Source organism: Rhodococcus sp. NPDC060086, from assembly GCF_042730275.1.
In the GTDB taxonomy this organism is placed as follows: domain Bacteria; phylum Actinomycetota; class Actinomycetes; order Mycobacteriales; family Mycobacteriaceae; genus Rhodococcus.
In genome coordinates this window covers 1-17,455 of the sequence record NZ_JBHWWZ010000031.1, presented here as the reverse complement: position 1 = coordinate 17,455, position 17,455 = coordinate 1, and the positions used below count along the sequence as shown (strand labels likewise).

18 protein-coding genes and 1 pseudogene are annotated in these 17,455 nt (G+C 66.8%); 7 read left to right on the top strand and 12 right to left on the bottom strand.

The features are described 5' to 3' along the window. Positions 1–10: 10 nt before the first annotated feature. The 3 genes from ACFWB0_RS17140 to rimP are packed head-to-tail and all read right to left on the bottom strand — an operon-like array spanning position 11 to position 2,081. Complete coding sequence (locus ACFWB0_RS17140) at positions 11–394, bottom strand: YlxR family protein (RefSeq protein WP_378491666.1); 384 nt, start codon at positions 392–394, stop codon at positions 11–13. 44 nt (positions 395–438) lie between these two features. Then, positions 439–1,467: a transcription termination factor NusA gene (gene nusA / locus ACFWB0_RS17135; protein WP_378491665.1), complete on the bottom strand. Its 1,029-nt coding sequence runs from the start codon at positions 1,465–1,467 to the stop codon at positions 439–441. Beyond that, a complete protein-coding gene (gene rimP / locus ACFWB0_RS17130; RefSeq protein WP_378491664.1) occupies positions 1,464–2,081 on the bottom strand; it encodes a ribosome maturation factor RimP in 618 nt (205 codons plus the stop codon). The genes nusA and rimP overlap by 4 nt, the downstream gene beginning before the upstream one ends. A 228-nt stretch (positions 2,082–2,309) precedes the next feature. On the opposite strand from rimP, the gene ACFWB0_RS17125 reads away from it, so the two are divergent. The 4 genes and pseudogenes from ACFWB0_RS17125 (at position 2,310) to ACFWB0_RS17110 (ending at position 3,945) form a co-directional block, all read left to right on the top strand. Further along, on the top strand, positions 2,310–2,723 hold the full coding sequence (locus ACFWB0_RS17125; RefSeq protein ID WP_378491663.1) for a hypothetical protein: 414 nt from the start codon (positions 2,310–2,312) through the stop codon (positions 2,721–2,723). After that, the gene (locus ACFWB0_RS17120; RefSeq protein ID WP_378491662.1) at positions 2,720–3,166 is read left to right on the top strand and encodes a ferritin-like domain-containing protein; all 447 of its coding nucleotides are present in this window, start codon (positions 2,720–2,722) and stop codon (positions 3,164–3,166) included. Before ACFWB0_RS17125 ends, ACFWB0_RS17120 begins: the two co-directional genes overlap by 4 nt. A 62-nt stretch (positions 3,167–3,228) precedes the next feature. Continuing rightward, a pseudogene (locus ACFWB0_RS17115) lies at positions 3,229–3,417 on the top strand (response regulator transcription factor); the annotation flags it as partial. A 93-nt stretch (positions 3,418–3,510) separates the two neighbouring features. Then, positions 3,511–3,945, top strand: a complete 435-nt coding sequence (locus ACFWB0_RS17110) for a VOC family protein (protein WP_378491661.1) — start codon at positions 3,511–3,513, stop codon at positions 3,943–3,945. Here ACFWB0_RS17110 and ACFWB0_RS17105 read toward each other — a convergent pair. From ACFWB0_RS17105 to ACFWB0_RS17090, 4 genes are all read right to left on the bottom strand, one after another. Continuing rightward, positions 3,942–4,442, bottom strand: coding sequence for a carboxymuconolactone decarboxylase family protein (locus ACFWB0_RS17105; protein WP_378491660.1), 501 nt, complete (start codon positions 4,440–4,442; stop codon positions 3,942–3,944). The two genes, ACFWB0_RS17110 and ACFWB0_RS17105, sit on opposite strands and share 4 nt — an antisense overlap. Continuing rightward, positions 4,439–5,530 (bottom strand): dihydrodipicolinate reductase, encoded by a 1,092-nt coding sequence (locus ACFWB0_RS17100; protein WP_378491659.1) that lies wholly within the window; start codon positions 5,528–5,530, stop codon positions 4,439–4,441. Before ACFWB0_RS17100 ends, ACFWB0_RS17105 begins: the two co-directional genes overlap by 4 nt. A 79-nt stretch (positions 5,531–5,609) precedes the next feature. Beyond that, complete coding sequence (locus ACFWB0_RS17095) at positions 5,610–6,263, bottom strand: O-methyltransferase (protein WP_378491658.1); 654 nt, start codon at positions 6,261–6,263, stop codon at positions 5,610–5,612. A 48-nt stretch (positions 6,264–6,311) separates the two neighbouring features. Next, the gene (locus tag ACFWB0_RS17090) at positions 6,312–8,054 is read right to left on the bottom strand and encodes a proline--tRNA ligase (protein WP_378491657.1); all 1,743 of its coding nucleotides are present in this window, start codon (positions 8,052–8,054) and stop codon (positions 6,312–6,314) included. Positions 8,055–8,108: 54 nt separating this feature from the next. Between ACFWB0_RS17090 and yaaA the strand changes: the two genes are divergently transcribed. Then, positions 8,109–8,852, top strand: a complete 744-nt coding sequence (gene yaaA, locus ACFWB0_RS17085) for a peroxide stress protein YaaA (protein WP_378491656.1) — start codon at positions 8,109–8,111, stop codon at positions 8,850–8,852. A 49-nt stretch (positions 8,853–8,901) separates the two neighbouring features. On the opposite strand, the gene ACFWB0_RS17080 is transcribed toward yaaA, so the two are convergent. The 3 genes from ACFWB0_RS17080 to mqo all read right to left on the bottom strand — a co-directional run bounded on the left by ACFWB0_RS17080 (position 8,902) and on the right by mqo (position 13,221). Beyond that, positions 8,902–10,350, bottom strand: a complete 1,449-nt coding sequence (locus tag ACFWB0_RS17080; protein WP_378491701.1) for an MFS transporter — start codon at positions 10,348–10,350, stop codon at positions 8,902–8,904. Between the two features lie 22 nt (positions 10,351–10,372). Continuing rightward, positions 10,373–11,605: a uroporphyrinogen-III C-methyltransferase gene (cobA, locus tag ACFWB0_RS17075; RefSeq protein WP_378491655.1), complete on the bottom strand. Its 1,233-nt coding sequence runs from the start codon at positions 11,603–11,605 to the stop codon at positions 10,373–10,375. An 89-nt stretch (positions 11,606–11,694) separates the two neighbouring features. Next, positions 11,695–13,221, bottom strand: coding sequence for a malate dehydrogenase (quinone) (mqo, locus tag ACFWB0_RS17070; RefSeq protein ID WP_378491654.1), 1,527 nt, complete (start codon positions 13,219–13,221; stop codon positions 11,695–11,697). 214 nt (positions 13,222–13,435) lie between these two features. On the opposite strand from mqo, the gene ACFWB0_RS17065 reads away from it, so the two are divergent. Further along, positions 13,436–14,479: an alpha/beta hydrolase gene (locus tag ACFWB0_RS17065; protein ID WP_378491653.1), complete on the top strand. Its 1,044-nt coding sequence runs from the start codon at positions 13,436–13,438 to the stop codon at positions 14,477–14,479. Beyond that, positions 14,476–15,846, top strand: coding sequence for a mycothione reductase (gene mtr / locus ACFWB0_RS17060; RefSeq protein ID WP_378491652.1), 1,371 nt, complete (start codon positions 14,476–14,478; stop codon positions 15,844–15,846). Before ACFWB0_RS17065 ends, mtr begins: the two co-directional genes overlap by 4 nt. Positions 15,847–15,900: 54 nt before the next feature. On the opposite strand, the gene ACFWB0_RS17055 is transcribed toward mtr, so the two are convergent. Further along, positions 15,901–16,467, bottom strand: a complete 567-nt coding sequence (locus tag ACFWB0_RS17055; RefSeq protein WP_378491651.1) for an alpha/beta fold hydrolase — start codon at positions 16,465–16,467, stop codon at positions 15,901–15,903. Positions 16,468–16,544: 77 nt separating this feature from the next. Further along, positions 16,545–17,455 (bottom strand): RNA-guided endonuclease TnpB family protein (locus tag ACFWB0_RS17050; RefSeq protein WP_378491650.1); only part of this gene is annotated, 911 nt, incomplete at its 5' end.

Below are 17,455 nucleotides of genomic sequence, written 5' to 3'. Positions count from 1 at the left end.
CACGGTGTGCTCATGAGTGTTCGTGCCTGTTCTTCTCAGAGTTCGATGTCACTGTTGGTGTCCTGCCGTCGAGATCGCTGTGCGACCTCTCCGTCATGGACCCGACCAGCTGATCCAGCGCTGAGATATCCGGACCGCCGGACACCCTCAGTGCTCTGCCGAATGCTCGACGCCGAACGGCCAGGTTCAGACACTCCGCGGTGGGATGCATCCATGCACCTCGCCCAGGAAGCCTGCGCCTCGGATCGGGGACGACCACGCAACCTTCCGGTTCCGAGCCTCGCGCCACGATCCTCAACAGTTCGGCAGCCAGCGTTCGCTGCCGACATCCGACGCAAGTGCGCACCGGGCCGGTGCGCTCCGGGCCGACGGAGGGCAGTTCATGCTGAACCATCGACCACTGTACCGCTGTTTTGCCCGAAATCCCGCATCTCACCTTCACCTGCCTGTCGGGGACTCGTCCGCGCCCTCTGCCTCGACGGGTGCGGCGTCGCTCCGGATATCGATGCGCCATCCGGTCAGGCGTGCTGCGAGACGCGCATTTTGCCCTTCCTTACCGATCGCAAGCGATAGCTGGAAGTCGGGCACGACCACTCGTGCAGCGCGCGCATCCGGGTCCACAACCGTGACGGAAACCACCTTCGACGGCGACAACGCGTTGCCGACGAACTTCGCGGGATCCTCGTCGAAGTCGATGATGTCGATCTTCTCTTCACCGAGTTCTCGCATCACATTGCGCACACGCTGACCCATCGGCCCGATGCAGGCGCCCTTCGCGTTGAGCCCGGGCACGACCGAGTGCACAGCGATCTTCGAGCGGTGGCCCGACTCCCGCGCGACCGCGACGATCTCGACGGACTCGTCGGCGATCTCGGGAACCTCGAGTGCGAACAGCTTGCGAACCAGGTTCGGGTGGGTCCGCGACAGCGTGATCTGCGGTCCGCGCTGCCCGCGTGAGACACCCACCACATAGCACTTGATGCGGTCACCGTGTTCGTAATTCTCCCCGGGGACCTGCTCGGCCGCCGGGATCAGCCCTTCGGTGGTGCTGGCGTCGCCGCCGATCTTGACAACCACCATGCCGCGGGCGTTGGCGCGGGAGTCGCGCTGCACGACACCGCTGACGATCTCCCCCTCGTGGGTGGAGAACTCACCGAATCGCTGCTCGTGTTCCGCGTCGCGGATCCGCTGCATGATCACCTGGCGTGCGGTGGTCGCAGCGATACGACCGAAGTTCTCGGGGGTGTCGTCCCATTCCGCGATGACGTTGCCGTCTTCGTCGCGCTCCTCGGCGAGCACCTGGATCGCTCCGGTCTTGACATCGACCACGACCCGCGCGTGCGACTGGTGACCGTCGACGTGCCGGTAGGCGGTGAGCAATGCCGTCTCGAGCGTCTCGATCAGCTCGTCGAACGGAATGTTCTTCTCCGACTCCAGCATCCGCAGAGCCGCAATTTCGATATTCACTTGTCCATCCTCAGTTCGTTGCTTTCGGTGCCGCCGTCCACCGTGTCCTCGTCGTCCGCCGCGTCCTCGCCCACCGCATTCTCGTCGATCTCACCGGCCTGCACGCGACCGTCGGGCAGTCCACCGGCAAGTTCCAGCTCCCGCGGATTCGGGGGCGAGAACTCGATCTCGACCACGGCCTTGCGCACGTCGCTCAGCGACAGGGAGCGAACGAAGGGGCCCTGCTTGTCGGACTCCACCACACGAATGGTGTCGCCGACGAGTTCGCCGATCCGGGCGACGAACGTCTCGTCGGCTGTCTCGATCCGGGCCTTGCGGCCCTGAGCGCGCCGCCAGTGCCGGTCGAGTGTGATCGGCCGGCCGATGCCCGGACTCGTCACTTCGAGGACGTACGGCGACTCCCCGAAATCGGAGATGGAGTCGAATGCTTCGGACACCAGGCGGCTCAGACGGGCCGCCTCGTCCAGCCCGAGGCCCGCGTCACTGTCGACCATCAGTCGAACGGTGCTGTGCTTTCCGGCGGCGGTCACGACCACGTCTTCGAGGTCGTAGCCCTCGTTGTCGAGAAGATCGGTGACGAGCTCGACGATCCTCTCCGGGGGTGGCACAGGCATGGTGAGCGGGCTCCTCGTTCAGTTGTGATCGCAGCGGACACCGGCCGGGACGGACGTTCCGGCAGATATCCAGCCTAACGTGCAATTCGCCGCGCCGTGACCAGGCCGGGGTCGTTGTCTGTCACACCCGACTGGCAGGATGGCCCGGTGCCGATGCCAGTGACGCGATCCGCGATGTCCCGACGAACCCTGCTGCGATGGTGCTCGGCCGCGGCCGGAGGAGTCTCGGTGGCGGCTGTCACCGGATGTGGAATCACCGACGACAGCGAGCCCGAGCCCGACCCATTGCTCGCCCAGGCCGCACGAGCTCGCACCGATGCGTCGACCGCCACCGCCTTGATTGCGGCCTCCCCCGACCTCGCCGCCCCACTGACCACCATCAGCTCCGAACGCACCGCACACGCCGATGCACTCGACGCCGAGGTCGCTCGCGTGGCGGGCGCAACGACGAACGACACCCCGTCGTCGACGACCACCGCACCCGCAGCCGAAGCACCCACCGTCGAACTGCTGCGTGAGCGCCTGACGCAGTCGCAGCGCAGCGCAGCCGACGTCGGCCGCACCCTGCAGGGGTTCCGCGCGGGGATGCTCGCCTCCATCAGCGCCGCGTGTGCGGTCCAGACGGCGGTGTTGTTGCCGTGACGTCGCCCGAGCTCGGTCCCGAACAGCAATCCCTCGTCGATGCCCTCGCCGCCGAGCACGCCGCCGTGTTCGGATACGGCGTCGTCTCGGCCTTCGCCGACCCGGCGCGCGCCGACGACGTGGCGACGAGCACCGCAGCGCATCGCGCGCGCCGCGACGCCACGATCGACGCGTTGATCGCCGTCGGTGTCGAACCGCCGGTCGCGGCACCCGGATACACGGTGCCGTTTCCCGTCGTCGATCCGACGAGTGCCGCGCAGCTCGCAGTGCAGATCGAATCCGACACCGCGGTCGCGTGGCGTTCGGTGGTCGAGCGGGCACGAAGCGAACCGGCCCGAGCGAACGCAATCGAGGCACTCACCGACACCGCGGTGCGTGCCGCACGATGGCGGACACACCTCGGGATCGTTCCGCCGACCGTTGCGTTCCCCGGTCGGTCCTGAGGACCCGGCCGACCACACGGTCACACTTCCTGGCGGCGCATCCACCACATCGTTCCGGCAGTGAACACAAGAATGTAGTCGCCGAGGGCTTGACCAACCGTGAGATCGGCGACCCACTGTTCCTGAGCCCCGCGACGGTGCGCACCCATGTGAGCCGGATCCTGCTCGAGCTCGGTGCGCGGGACCGGACCCAGTTGGTGGTGCTGGCCTACGAGTCCGGTCTGGTGCGGCCTGGATGGCGGGAGAGTTGACCGCTCGACCGACGTCGTTCGACCTGTTGGCACCGCATCTGCGCACTAGACTGCGGGTGCGCGACCGTCCGTACAGCGATATGGGAGCACACCATGAAATCAGTCGACCCGTACCTGAATTTCAACGGAAACACCGAAGAAGTATTCATCTTCTACCGATCCGTCTTCGGCGGCGAACTACAGCTGGCTCGCTTCAGCGACATGGATACCGGCGATATGGAGCTGACCGAGGAGCAGAAGAACGGCGTCGCACACGTCGCGCTCCCGTTGGGCGACAGCACGCTCATGGGATCCGATGTCCCCGAGGCAATGGGCACCGTCACTGCCGGAACGAATTTCGCGATCTCGATCGACGCCGACAGCGCCGAGGAAGCCGACCGGGTATTCGCCGGACTGTCCGAGGGAGGCGAGGTGTCCATGCCACTGGGGAAGGTGGAATGGGCCGAGCGCTTCGGCATGTGCACCGACAAGTACGGCGTGCAGTGGATGATCGGCTACGCCGGCGACGTGGTGTTCGGGTCGCCCTAGTCGTCTGTCGGTGTTGGTCGGTGTCCTGGTAGCACGCAGGCGGTGTCGAGACCGAGGACGTGGTTGAGCCGACCGAACGCCAACCACGATCCGATGCTCATCGACAACTCGACGATCTCGGCGTCGGTGTACTGGGCCTTCATCCGGCCCCAGAACGCGTCGTCGAGTCCGTGGTGATCGAGCGCGTATCGCTCGGCGTACTCGGTGGCGAGTCGTGTTCGCTCGTCGAAGTGCTCGGTGGTGCGCCAATTCTCGACGTCTCGGTCGAAACCGGGCTCGACCTTCACTCCGTCCCGTTCGGTGCGCCAGTCCTGGCAGAAGACACATCCGTTGATCTGCGCGATCCGCAGCCGAGCGGCTTCGAACGCGCGCAGGTCGATGGTCGAGTGCTCGTACACGGACAGCGAGAATTGGGCGGCGGGGATGCCGATCCCGGGGACCATCTCGGCCCAGACGTAGCCGATCGGGTCTTTGTCCTCGGGGATGTCGATGATCATGCGGGTGTTCCTTCCGCGGCGGTGAGTTTGCCGATCGCAGGGCGTAGCGGTACGTCGAGCGCGTCGTAGAGACCGGGTTCATGCTCGACGAGCCAGTCGATCGCGCCGACGAGGCGACCCACCGCCGTCGCATTCCCCCCTGCCGCCCGGCTTCCGCCTTCGTCGTCGGCCTCGATGCTGACTTCGATCCGAGGTCGTCCCTCGATGATCACCCGGTGCGCACCCGCACCGCCGTCGGGTGGAACCGGCCAGTCCGGCGCGCAATTCGGGTGGATGCGGGTGACGTGTTCGATGACGATGCGGGGCAGTCCGCCGACGATGCCCTGCAGTTCGAATCGCACCGCGCCCTGTGCGCCCGCCTCGAAGTCGCCCATCGTCGCAGTGGTGATGGTGTTGTCGAGGGCCCGCCGGTCGAAGACTTCACGGATCTCGTCGAGTTCGACGCCGAGGCCTCGCGCCATCAACCGCACCTGTCCGCCCCACACCATGGTCGGGACGGACGGCGCGAGCATGGGTGGTTGGTAGTCCATCGGCAGTCCCATACCCACGAGGTACCGCACCGAGTCCGGCTGGTCGTAGGTGGAGTAGTCGAAGATCTCCTGGCAGCGGATGCCCTCGACCGTCGTGCCGAGTCCGCTGAGCAGCAGCGGCAGCACGTCGTTGCCCCAACCGGGGTCGATACCCGACGCGAAGAACGACCCTCCTGCCTCCGTGATCGCTGCCAGGATCGGCTCCCGCATCTCGGGCGGGGCGCTGCGGTGGTCGTAGAGAGGAAACAGCGCGGGGGTGACGACCACGGCGCCGGTGCTCAGCGCACGAAGAATGTCGGCGAAGGCGTCGTGGGGGCGGATGTCCCCGGTCGCCGCGTACACGACGGCTCCGGGGCCTGCGGAGAGCGCGGCGTCGATATCGGCTGTCGCCGCGACACCGACCTCGCGGCCGAGATCGCCCAGGTCGCCGGCGTCGCGGCCGACCTTGTCCGGGTTGTGGACCAGCACCGCGGTGAGTTCTAGCGCCGGGTGAGCGTCGACGGCTCGGATCGCCGCACGTCCGACGTTTCCCGTGCCCCAGACGACGGTAGAGATCATGGCTGCGCACGTTACGACACTGGAACAGGTTCTCGCACCGGATCAGGCAATCCGGCGGGAACCTGTCCCGTCGCGACCCTCAGTCGACGACGAGTGCCATCGCGAAGCCGTCCCAACCCTTCGAGCCCACGGTCTGGAGTGCCGTGGCATCGAGCCGCGGTTCTGCTGCCAGCAGAGCGAGAACGTCCCGTGACGCGCGGACCCGTTCGTCATCCTGGTCGGGATCGGCGATGGCTCCGCCGCGAACGATGTTGTCGACGACGATGACGCTGCCCGGTCGAGTCAGCCGCAGTGCTTCGCGCACGTAATTGGAGTTGTTCTCCTTGTCCGCGTCGATGAACACCAGATCGAACGGGCCGTCGATGTGCGGCAACGACTCCAATGCCGGTCCGACGCGGATGTCGACGACACCGCCGACACCCGCGCGGTCCAGGTTCGTGCGGGCGACCTCAGCGTGGCGAGGTTCGAATTCGAGTGTGACCACCCGGCCTTCGTCTCCGACCGCGCGGGCGAGCCAGATCGTGCTGTATCCGCCGAGCGTGCCGATCTCGAGCACCGCACGGGCGCCCATCGCGCGGGCGAGCAGGTGCAGGAACTTGCCCTGCATGCGCGAGACGTCGATGGCGGGCAGGCCTGCGTCGGTGTTCGCCACAAGTGCGGACTCCGTGGCGCGATCGTTGCCGATGAGAAGGTCGGAGAGGTAGGTGTCGGTGTGTTCCCATTCAGGAGCCATGGACACAGTGTCCCCCGCCACCGTCTCATCGGTAGCCGTCCGTCGTTTCTAGCGGCGGGTCGCTGCGAGAACCTCGTTCACCGCATCCGCGACGGGCACCTCGCGGGCCTCGCCGGTGAAGCGGTCACGCACTTCGACGTGACCGTCTGCGAAACCGCGGCCGACCACGACGACGAGCGGCATACCGAGCAGTTCGGAGTCCTTGAACTTCACTCCGGGCGATGCTTTGCGGTCGTCGAAGAGCAGGTCGACGCCGGCGTCGGAGAGTTCCTGCGCGAGAGCTTCGGCGCCCGCGCGGGCCTGCTCGTCCTTGTTGGCGATCACGAGGTGGACGTCGAACGGCGCGATCTCTGCAGGCCAGCGCAGGCCCTTGTCGTCGTGCTGCTGCTCGGCGACCACTGCGACGAGCCGTGAGACGCCGACACCGTAGGAGCCCATAGTGGGGCGCACCGGCTTTCCGTTCTCACCGAGGACGTTGACCTCGAATGCGTCGGTGTACTTGCGGCCTAGCTGGAACACGTGCCCGATCTCGATGCCGCGGGCCGAGACGAGCGGTCCGGCTCCGTCGGGCGACGGGTCGCCGTCGCGCACCTCTGCTGCCTCGATCGTGCCGTCCGGGGTGAAGTCGCGACCGGCCACGAGTCCGAACACGTGCTTGCCGTGTTCGTCGGCACCGGTGATCCACGAAGTTCCCTCGACGACCCGGGGATCGACGAGGTAGCGCACGCCGTTCGCCAGCAACGCCTTGGGACCGATGTAGCCCTTGACGAGGAACGGATTGGCAGCGAAATCTGCCTCGCCGAGCAGAGCGACCTCGGCCGGTTCGAGAGAGGCTTCGAGACGCTTGTCGTCGACCTCGCGGTCGCCGGGGACGCCGATACCGAGGAGCTCCCACTCGCCGCCGGGCTGCCGCACCTTCACGAGGATGTTCTTGAGCGTCTCGGAGGCGCCGACCTCGCGACCGAGGATCTGCGAGGACGCAGTGACGAGCGTGTCGATCGTGGGAGTGTCCGGGGTGTCCTGGACGACCGCGTCCGGCTGACCCTCGATCGGGATGGGTGTCGGGGCCAGGGTCTTCACAGCCTCGACGTTCGCGGCGTACCCGGATTCGACGCACCGCACGTAGGTGTCCTCGCCCGCGGGTGACTCTGCGAGGAATTCCTCCGACGCGCTGCCACCCATCGCGCCTGACGTCGCGGACACGACCACGTACTGCACGCCGAGGCGCGTGAAGATCCGCTCGTATGCGTCGCGGTGTGCGCGGTACGACTCGGCGAGCCCCTCGTCGGTGAGGTCGAAGCTGTACGAGTCCTTCATGGTGAACTCGCGGCCGCGCAGAATGCCGGCGCGTGGCCGTTCCTCGTCGCGGTACTTGGTCTGGATCTGGTACAGCGTGACCGGGAAGTCCTTGTACGAGTTGTATTCGCCCTTGACGGTGAGCGCGAACATCTCCTCATGGGTCGGGCCGAGGAGGTAGTCGCCGCCCTTGCGATCCTGGAGACGGAACAGACCGGGTCCGTACTCCGTCCAGCGGTTCGTCGTCTCGTAGGGCTCGCGCGGGAGCAGCGCAGGCAGGGATATCTCCTGCGCGCCGATGCCGTTCATCTCCTCGCGGACGACCCGCTCCACCTCACGCAACACCTTCAGGCCCAGCGGCAGCCACGAGTACACGCCCGGCGCGATGCGGCGCACATAACCGGCGCGGACAAGCAGCTTGTGGCTGGCGACCTCGGCGTCGGCCGGGTCGTCGCGGAGGGTGCGGAGGAACAGTTGCGACATGCGGGTGATCACGATCGGTCAGCCTACCTCGCGGTCTCATCCGCCCGATCGGTACGGTTGTCGTTTGTGCTGGTCCTTCTTCCCCCTTCCGAGACCAAGTCCGACGGCGGCGACGGCGCCCCACTCGATCTCGGCGACCTGTCGATGCCGCAACTGACCGAGACACGCGAGCTCCTCTTGCAGTCTCTCGTCGATCTCGCCGCCGACCCGGAGGCGTCATGTCGGGCCCTCGGACTCGGCGCCACCCAGTTCGACGAGGTCGAACGGAACGCGAAGCTGTGGGTCTCCCCCACTCGTCCGGCGCTCTCCCGCTACACGGGCGTGTTGTTCGACGCGCTCGATGCCGCCGCCTTCACCAAGGCACAGCGCGACAAGGCCTACCGTCGGCTGGGCATCGGGTCTGCGCTGTTCGGCGCGGTGCGCGCGGCCGACCCGATCCCCGCCTACCGGCTGTCGGGCGGGTCGAAGCTGCCCGGTTTCGGGACACTCGCGGCGCTGTGGCGCCCGGAGTTGTCCGACGCGATCACGACGGAAGCGGACGGCGATCTCGTCGTCGACCTACGCTCGGGCGTTTATCAGCAGCTCGGACCGGTGCCCGGTGCGGTGACCGCCACGGTGCTCACCGAGCAGCCCGACGGGACCCGCAAGGTGGTCAGCCACTTCAACAAGCACCACAAGGGCCTGCTTGCCCGAGCGCTGGTGCTCACGCGCGCCGAACCGGCGGACGTCAAGGGTGTAGCGCGGGTGGCGTCGAAGGCCGGTTTGCGGGTCGAGGTGGCATCGCCGACCGAGTTGGTCGTCCTGACCTGATACGCACACCGACCCCGCCGGAAGACGGGGTCGGTGTGCGTGTCAGATCTCAGATCGTCTGGGCTGCCTTCTCGGCTTCCTGTGCCTGCGCGACCTGTTCTGGCGTGAACCGGATGAACAGTGCCGCGATACCCGCGATGACCGCACACACTGCACAGCCGAAGAGAGCGAACAGATAGCCCTCTCCCTGTGCGGTGAGCTGAGCGTCCGTCATATTCGCGACCGGACCGGGCGTGCCGCCGAGTGACATCGCCCGCGACGTCGCCAGCGAACCGATGATCCCGAGACCGACGGGCCCTCCGAGGGTCTGGGCAACCTGCGCGATCGCCGACAGCGGCCCGATCTCGTGCGAACCCACACCGGCGACGGCACACAACGGCAGCGGCACGACGGCGAGTCCGACACCGAACCCGACGATGAGCACGAGTACGAACAGGGTCGGGAAGTACGCGACGTCGTGGTCCATTGCCGACCCGTACACCAGGCTCACGGTCATGATGGCCGTACCGGTCACGATGAGCCAGCGCGGCTGAATCCGCGCGACGAGTTTCGACGACACGGCGGCCGCACCACCGAGACCGAAGGCGAACGGAACGAACGCGAGGCCCGCCTGCAGCGGGGTGTAGCCGAGAACGTCCTGCACGAACAGGGCAACGAATGCGGCGAGACTGAACATCACCGCGCCCGCGAAGAAGATCGACACGAACACGGCGACGCGATCCCTGTTGCGGAACAGCACGAACGGCAGGAGCGGGTTCTCGGCGCGGCGTTCGACCAGCAGGAACGCTCCGAGCAGCACAACACCGGCGGCGAGTGCCCCGATCACGGCGGGACTCCCCCACCCCAATCCGGGACCCTCGGTCAAGGCGAACACCAACCCGGCGCATCCCAGCGTCGCGAGAATGGCGCCGGGTACGTCGAGCGCGAGACGCTCGGCGACGGTCTCTCGCAGCGAGATCACCGCGAGCACCACGATGAGTACACCGATCGGCACGTTGATCAGGAAGATCCATCGCCACGACACCTGGGTGAGCGCGCCGCCGAGGATCAGACCCGCGATGGATCCGACGCCCGTCATCGCGGCGAACACTGCGATCGCCCGGTTGCGTGCAGGACCTGCCGCGAACGTCGTCGCCACCAGAGCAAGGGCGGTGGGTGACGCCACTGCTGCGCCCACTCCCTGGAGGGCGCGTGCGCCGATGAGCATCATGTCGTTGCTCGCGATGCCGCACAACAACGATGCGAACGTGAAGAGCCCGACACCTGCGATGAACATCTTCTTACGGCCGTAGCTGTCGCCGAGTCGCCCGCCGAGCAACATCAGGCCACCGAAGGCCAGTGCGTACGAGGTGAGAACCCAGTTGCGGCCGGAGTCGGACAGTCCGAGTTCGGCCTGCAACGGTGCGAGCGCGAGGTTCGCGACGGTTCCGTCGAGCACCACCATGAGCTGGAGCCCGCTCAGGACGAGCGTCGCGATGGCGACGGCGCGGGCGGTCATCTGTTTCGAGGTATCGGTCACGTCACGGACCTTCCGTCGTGAATCCGGCGACCGGACCTATCACGATGATCGCGGGTGGGCGGATGTCTTCCTCACGGACTCGTGCGGCGACGGTCGCGAGATCTGCGCGCAGTACCCGCTGATGTCGCAACGTCCCTTCCTGCACTACCGAGACCGGGGTGTCGGAAGGTCGCCCGCCCGAGATGAGAGCGTCGGCGAACTGTTCGATGCGCGCCACGGCCATCAGCAACACGAGGGTGCCCCGAAGTTTCGCGAGCGCCTCCCAGTCGGTCAGGGAATCGGGATGATCGGGCGCGACGTGACCGCTGACCACCACGAACTCGTGCGTGACCCCGCGGTGGGTGACGGGGATTCCTGCCGCGGACGGCACCGAGATCGCGCTGGTGATGCCCGGCACGACCGTCACCGGCACACCGGCCTCGGTGCAGGCTTCGAGTTCTTCGAAGCCGCGTCCGAACACGTACGGGTCGCCGCCCTTGAGCCTGACGACGAATTTCCCTGCCTTTGCGCGGTCGACGAGGATCTCGTTGATGGCCTGCTGCGCCATCGCCCTGCCGTACGGCAGCTTCGCGGCGTCGATCACCTCGACGTGCTGGGCGAGTTCGGCGAGAAGCGGTTGCGGCGCCAGATGGTCGGCGACCACCACATCTGCTTGCGAAAGCAGTCGACGGCCCCGGACGGTGATCAGATCCGGGTCGCCCGGTCCGCCACCTACCAGTGCGACACCGACCGGCTTGTTCCCGGTGTCGGAGATCTCGGAGGTGCCCGACCCGGAGAGCGCGTCGAGGATCGAGGTGCGGACCGCCGCGGAGCGCCGGTGGTCTCCACCTGCCAGCACGCCGACGGTCAGACCGTCGTGCCGTGCCGTCGCCGGTGTCACCGCGCTTCCCTCTCGGGCATTGTCGGCGCGCACGCAGAACACCCTGCGTCGTTCGGCTTCCGCGACGATCGCGGCATTGGTGCCGGGTTCGTCGGTGCACGCCATCGCGTACCAGGCGCCGTCGAGGTCGCCGTCGACGTAGTCACGGAGTTCGAGGGTGATCTGTCCTTTGGTCGCCATGCTTTCGATCACCGGTGTCGCAACGCGCGCCACCACGTGGATGTCTGCACCCGCCGAGGCGAGCAGTCCGATTCGGCGCTGTGCGACGGACCCGCCTCCCACCACGGCGACGCGGCGCCCGGACAGATTCAGGCCGACGAGGTAGTTCGTCTCGTCGGCGTTCTCGGTTGGCACCCGATGATCCCCACTTTCCGATCCGATGTGAACACAGGCCGGTCCGCTCCCACTGGGTGCGGACCGGCCTGTGACGATGTGTGCGAGTGTCAGACAGCGGCAGCCTCGACCGGTGCGGTCGGCACCGGATCGGATGCGACGTCGAGCTCGAGAGCCTTGGTGCTCCAGTCCCACACCTGTTCGAACAGTCCGGGCTTGTCCGACAGCTTGACGCCCAGCGACGGGACCATTTCCTGGAGCTTGGGCTGCCACCCCGCCCACTGCTGAGGGAAACACCGCTCGAGCACATCGAGCATCGCGGGGACGGCGGTGGACGCGCCTGGCGACGCACCGAGCAGACCTGCGATCGTTCCGTCGGCGGCGTTGACCACCGCGGTACCGAACTCGAGGACACCACCCGCGCCCTTGCGTCGGATGACCTGGACACGCTGACCGGCGACGATGAGTTCCCAGTCCTCGAGGCGTGCCTCGGGAGCGAACTCGGACAGCGTCACGATGCGGTCGGCGGGCGACTGGCTGAGCTCACCGACGAGGTACTTGACGAGGCCGAGCTCGGTCATGCCCACGCCGAGCATCGACATCAGGTTGTTCGGCTTGATCGACTTGGGCAGGTCCATCACGCCGCCCTCCTTGAGGAACTTCGGCGACCAGCCTGCATACGGACCGAAGAGCAGACCCTGCTTACCGTTGATGACGCGGGTGTCGAGGTGGGGCACCGACATGGGCGGTGCGCCGACAGCGGCCTTGCCGTAGACCTTGGCGCTGTGCTGAGCGATGACGTCGGGGTTGGTGCACCGCAGGAACGCACCCGACACGGGGAAGCCGCCGAAGCCCTTGGCCTCGGCGATCCCCGACTTCTGCAGCAGGTGGAGGGCACCGCCGCCGGCGCCCACGAACACGAACTTTGCGTGAACCTTGCGGGAGTCTCCGGTACGGCGGTTACGGACCTTGACGATCCAGCTGCCATCGGACTGCTTGGTGAGGTTGGTGACCTCGTGGCCGAAGAACACGGTGCCGCCGGACGCCGCGACGTTGTTGACGAGCTGCTTGGTGAGCGCACCGAAGTCGACGTCGGTGCCGGTCTCGGTCCAGTTCAGCGCAACCGGGTCGGAGAAGTCGCGGCCCTTGGCCATGAGCGGCAGGCGCTCGGAGAACCATTCGGGGCTCTCGGAGTACTCCATCCCGGCGAAGAGCGGGTGCCCGGCGAGGGCGTCGTAGCGGGCGCGCAGGTACTTCACGTCGTCGGCGCCGTGAACGAAGCCGACGTGTGGAATCGGGTTGATGAAGTTCTTCGGATCCGACAGGATTCCCTTGTCGATCGCGTAGGCCCAGAATTGGCGCGACACCTGGAACTGCTCGTTGACGTTGATCGCCTTGGTGATGTCGACCGAACCGTCGGGCTTCGCTGGGGTGTAGTTGAGCTCACAGAGCGCGGAATGCCCGGTGCCCGCATTGTTCCACGGGTCGCTGCTCTCCGCGGCGGCGGCGTCGAGCCGCTCGAACGCCGTGATCGACCACTCCGGCTGCAGCTGACGCAGCAACGCCCCGAGAGTCGCGCTCATGATGCCCGCGCCAACGAGCACTACATCGGTCTTCGCCTCTACGTTCTCTGACACTGGGAAATCGACTTCCTTGTCTGTTCGCACGCGCCGCCGCGGTGGTGGTCCGTCCGCGTGAGTGTCCCGTACACGGACATGGACGCTCTCGTACACCGAGCTACCACGATCGTGCAGACTGCGACGAACAGGTTACCCGGAGGTTGACCGGCATTTCATTCCACCCAATTGTGTACCCACTTCAGTCTGCCGCAGTCACCAATACAGTGTGATAGTGACAACTTGGCAGCCCGACATCCTCGGCGACGGATACCAGCAGCTCAGCTTACCGCTGGGCACGGACCCGGACGGTGAAGGACCTATCAGCGCGACCCTCGTTCGGTATCAACCGGACGACGTCGACCTCCCCGATCGTGCAGTCCTCTACGTCCATGGTTTCACCGACTACTTCTTCCAGCAGCACCTGGCCGAGCACTTCGCCGCGCAGGGCTACCGCTTCTACGCACTGGATCTGCGCAAGTGCGGCCGGTCGCGCGCACCCGAACACACCCCCCACTACGTCACCGACCTCGAGTTCTACGACTCCGAGCTCGATCAGGCGTTGCGGCTGGTGCGCAATGAGGTGAGCGAGGGCGTCCTGCTCGCCGCCCACTCGACCGGCGGTCTCGTGCTCCCCCTGTGGCTCGACCGTCTCCAGCGGCGCCCCGGCGGCACCCGCGGAGCGGGAGTGACCGGTCTGATCCTCAACAGCCCGTGGTTCGACCTGCAAGGACCGTCCTACCTGCGCAATGTCGGTACCGCTGCGATCGATATCCTCGGCCGGTTGTGCCCCAAGGAAGCGGTCCCCGGCCCGAAGCTCGACACCTACGGGACGAGTCTGCTCAACGGCGGCTGGACCTACGACCTCGACTGGAAGCCGACGACGGGGTTCCCTATCAGATTCGGGTGGATCCGCGCGGTGCGACAGGGACACGCGCAACTGCACCGTGGGCTCGACATCGGGGTGCCGTCACTGATCCTGCGTTCGGGGGAGAGCCGTTCGGCGCCGAAGTACGATCCGGCGATCGACACCGTCGATGCAGTTCTCGATGTCCGGCAGATCGCCCGGTGGGCGGGGTGTCTCGGCGACCGCACGACGATCGTGCCCATCGACGGTGCACGGCACGATGTGTTCCTTTCCACACCCGGCCCCTTGCGTGAGGCCTTTCGGGAATTGGACCTGTGGCTGGGATGGTTGGACGATCACAGAACCGGTGACGAGACCGCCGGCGCCCGGGCGGACGACGCCCGGCCACGAACCACGGGAGAGCATGCGTGACCCACTACGACCTCGCGATCATCGGTACCGGATCGGGTAACTCACTCATCGATGAGCGCTACGACGACAAGCGTGTCGCGATCCTCGAAGAGGGCACCTTCGGCGGTACGTGTCTCAACGTCGGGTGCATTCCGACCAAGATGTACGTCTATGCCGCCGAGGTCGCACGCACGATTCGCGCCGCAGGCAAGTACGGCGTCGATGCCTCCATCGATGGTGTGCGCTGGAGCGACATCGTCGACCGCGTCTTCGGACGCATCGATCCGATCGCTGCGGGCGGCGAACGCTACCGCCGCGAGGACTGCGACAACGTCACCGTGTACAGGGGGCATGCCCGGTTCGTCGGGGAGCGCACGATCGACACGGGCACCGGCGAGACCATCACCGCCGACCAGGTGGTTGTCGCGGCCGGCTCACGCGCAGCAGTCCCCGGACCCGTGCTCGACAGCGGCGTGCGCTATCACACGAGCGACGACATCATGCGTCTGCCGAAGCTCCCCGAGTCACTGGTGATTCTCGGTACCGGATTCATCGCCATGGAGTTCGCGCACGTGTTCTCCGCCTTGGGCACACGAGTGTCGGTGATCGCGCGCAGCGGCGCGCTGCTGCGTCACCTCGACACCGACGTCTCCGAGCGATTCACCACGCTCGCCCGCGAGAAGTGGGACGTGCACCTGTCCAATCCCGCGCGCGTGTTCCGGTCCGTCGGCGACGGCGTAGAGGTGGAACTCACCGACGGCACTGTCGTGGCCGGCGACGCGCTGCTCGTCGCAACCGGCCGCGACCCCAACGGCGATCTCCTCGATGCGGCGAAGGCCGGGATCGACCTCGACGACGAAGGGCGCATCGTCGTCGACGAGTTCCAGCGCACCACGGCGCGCGGCGTGTTCGCACTCGGTGACGTGTCGTCGTCGTACCAGCTCAAGCACGTCGCCAATCACGAGGCCCGGGTCGTACAGCACAACCTGCTCCGTGATGCGTGGAGCGGCACGTCGGAGCTGCGGCGTTCCGATCACCGGTTCGTGCCGTCCGCGGTGTTCACCGATCCGCAGATCGCGACGGTCGGACTGACGGAGGAGCAGGCCCGCGCAGCCGGGTATGGCATCTCGGTCAAGGTCCAGAACTACGGTGACGTCGCCTACGGCTGGGCGATGGAGGACACCGACGGCTTCTGCAAGCTGATCGCCGATCGGTCCACGGGTCTGTTGCTCGGTGCGCACATCATCGGGGCGCAGGCGTCGACCGTGATCCAGCCGCTGATCCAGGCGATGAGCTTCGGTCTCACCGCAGAGGAGATGGCCAACGGTCAGTACTGGATCCATCCGGCGCTGCCCGAGCTCGTGGAGAACGCTCTGCTCGGCCTCTGACACGATCCGCACACGGCGCCTCCCGGATCTTCGGATCCGGGAGGCGCCGTGCGTCTACCAGCTGCCGGTGCGGAGCACGATCGCCGATGCGAAATCTGCGGGCGCGTGCACCGGGATGTTCTCGACACCGTCGAGTTCGACCACTCGGAATTCACCGGTGACGTAGCGCATCGAGCCATCGGCTTCCGCTCGCCGAGCGGCGCTCCCGATCACGATGGTGGTCGGGACCTCCGCGGCAGGCGCCGATGCGTCGCGCACGGTGCCATCGGCAGTCGGGACGGCGGGGTGTCCGCGCTCGGCGACGACGAGACTGCCGAACCGTCCGAACCGCCCTGCCGCGACCGCCCATGCGAGTTCAGCACCGGCGCCACTGCCCACGAGATGCACCCACGGCAGAGTCAGGTCGTCGAGTATCGCGAACACGTCGGCGGGGACGAGACCGTCGATATTGTCGACGACGACTGTGCGAAGGTCCGAGTTGTGCAGTCGCTCGCACACGGTGTCGTATACGTCTGCGGACTCCCCTGCATCGGGAAGCAGCAGCACCGTGTGTCGACTGTCGGGGCCCCCGACATACACCCGAACGCTTCCCCCTGGGGCGCTCACAGTCCTGGTTTCCATGCGGGCAAACGCTACACGCCGGACCGTCGCACATCGGGCATTGCATCCCGTCCGTGGTGGTTCGACGGTGACTCCGTTCAGGAAACCTGCAAATGTGTGTCCTGAGTCGACGCCTTGCGGCGTCGACGTTGGCCCTCACCCGGGGGTGTGGGTCTTCCCGGGGCAGTACCCGTCGCCCGCGTAGTGCAGGTCTTACGTGGGTTTCCGTCGGGCTCGTTTTCCGTCGCCCCGCAACTCGGGGAGGACGCCTCTGCAAGTGCGGCGAGGTTGCGCGCCGCGTTGAGGTCACGATCGAGGCGTTGTCCGCATCCATCGCAGGTGAAGATGCGTTCGGACAGGCGCAGTTTGGTTTTCACCACGCCACACGCCGAGCACGTTTTGGAGCTGGGATACCAGCGGTCCGCGACCACGATGTCGGTCCCGTGCCAGTCGGCCTTGTATGTGAGCTGTCGTCGTAGCTCGGCCATGCCGACTCCGGCGATGTGCCGGGCCAACCGCCGGTTGCGGACCATCCCGGCCACGTTCAGGTCCTCGACCACGATGGTGGTGTGGCTGCGGACGAGGCGGGTCGAGAGCTTGTGCAGCCCGTCGGCCCGCGCGTTCGCCACGTACGTGTGCAGACGAGCTATCCGGGCCTGGGTCTGTCGCCACCGGTTCGACGGCTGCTGCCGGGCCCGCCGGTCCGGTCCTGTGCGCCGTGCGGCCTGGCGGCCGAGTCTGTGTAGTTCCTTCTGCGCCTGCTCGAGGTGACGCGGGTTCGGAACCACCTCCCCGGTCGAGAGGACCGCAAGCGACGCGACGCCCAGGTCCACACCCACCACCGACGGCGGTCCTGCCGGGTTCGGGGCGGTGCGTTCGACCTCGACGGAGAACGAGACGAACCAGCGACCCCTCTTGAACGACACTGTCGCCGAACGGATCCGAGCCGTCCCGGCCTCGATCCGGCGGGTGAGTTTCCGCGTCGACTCGTGGGTGCGGACCAGGCCGA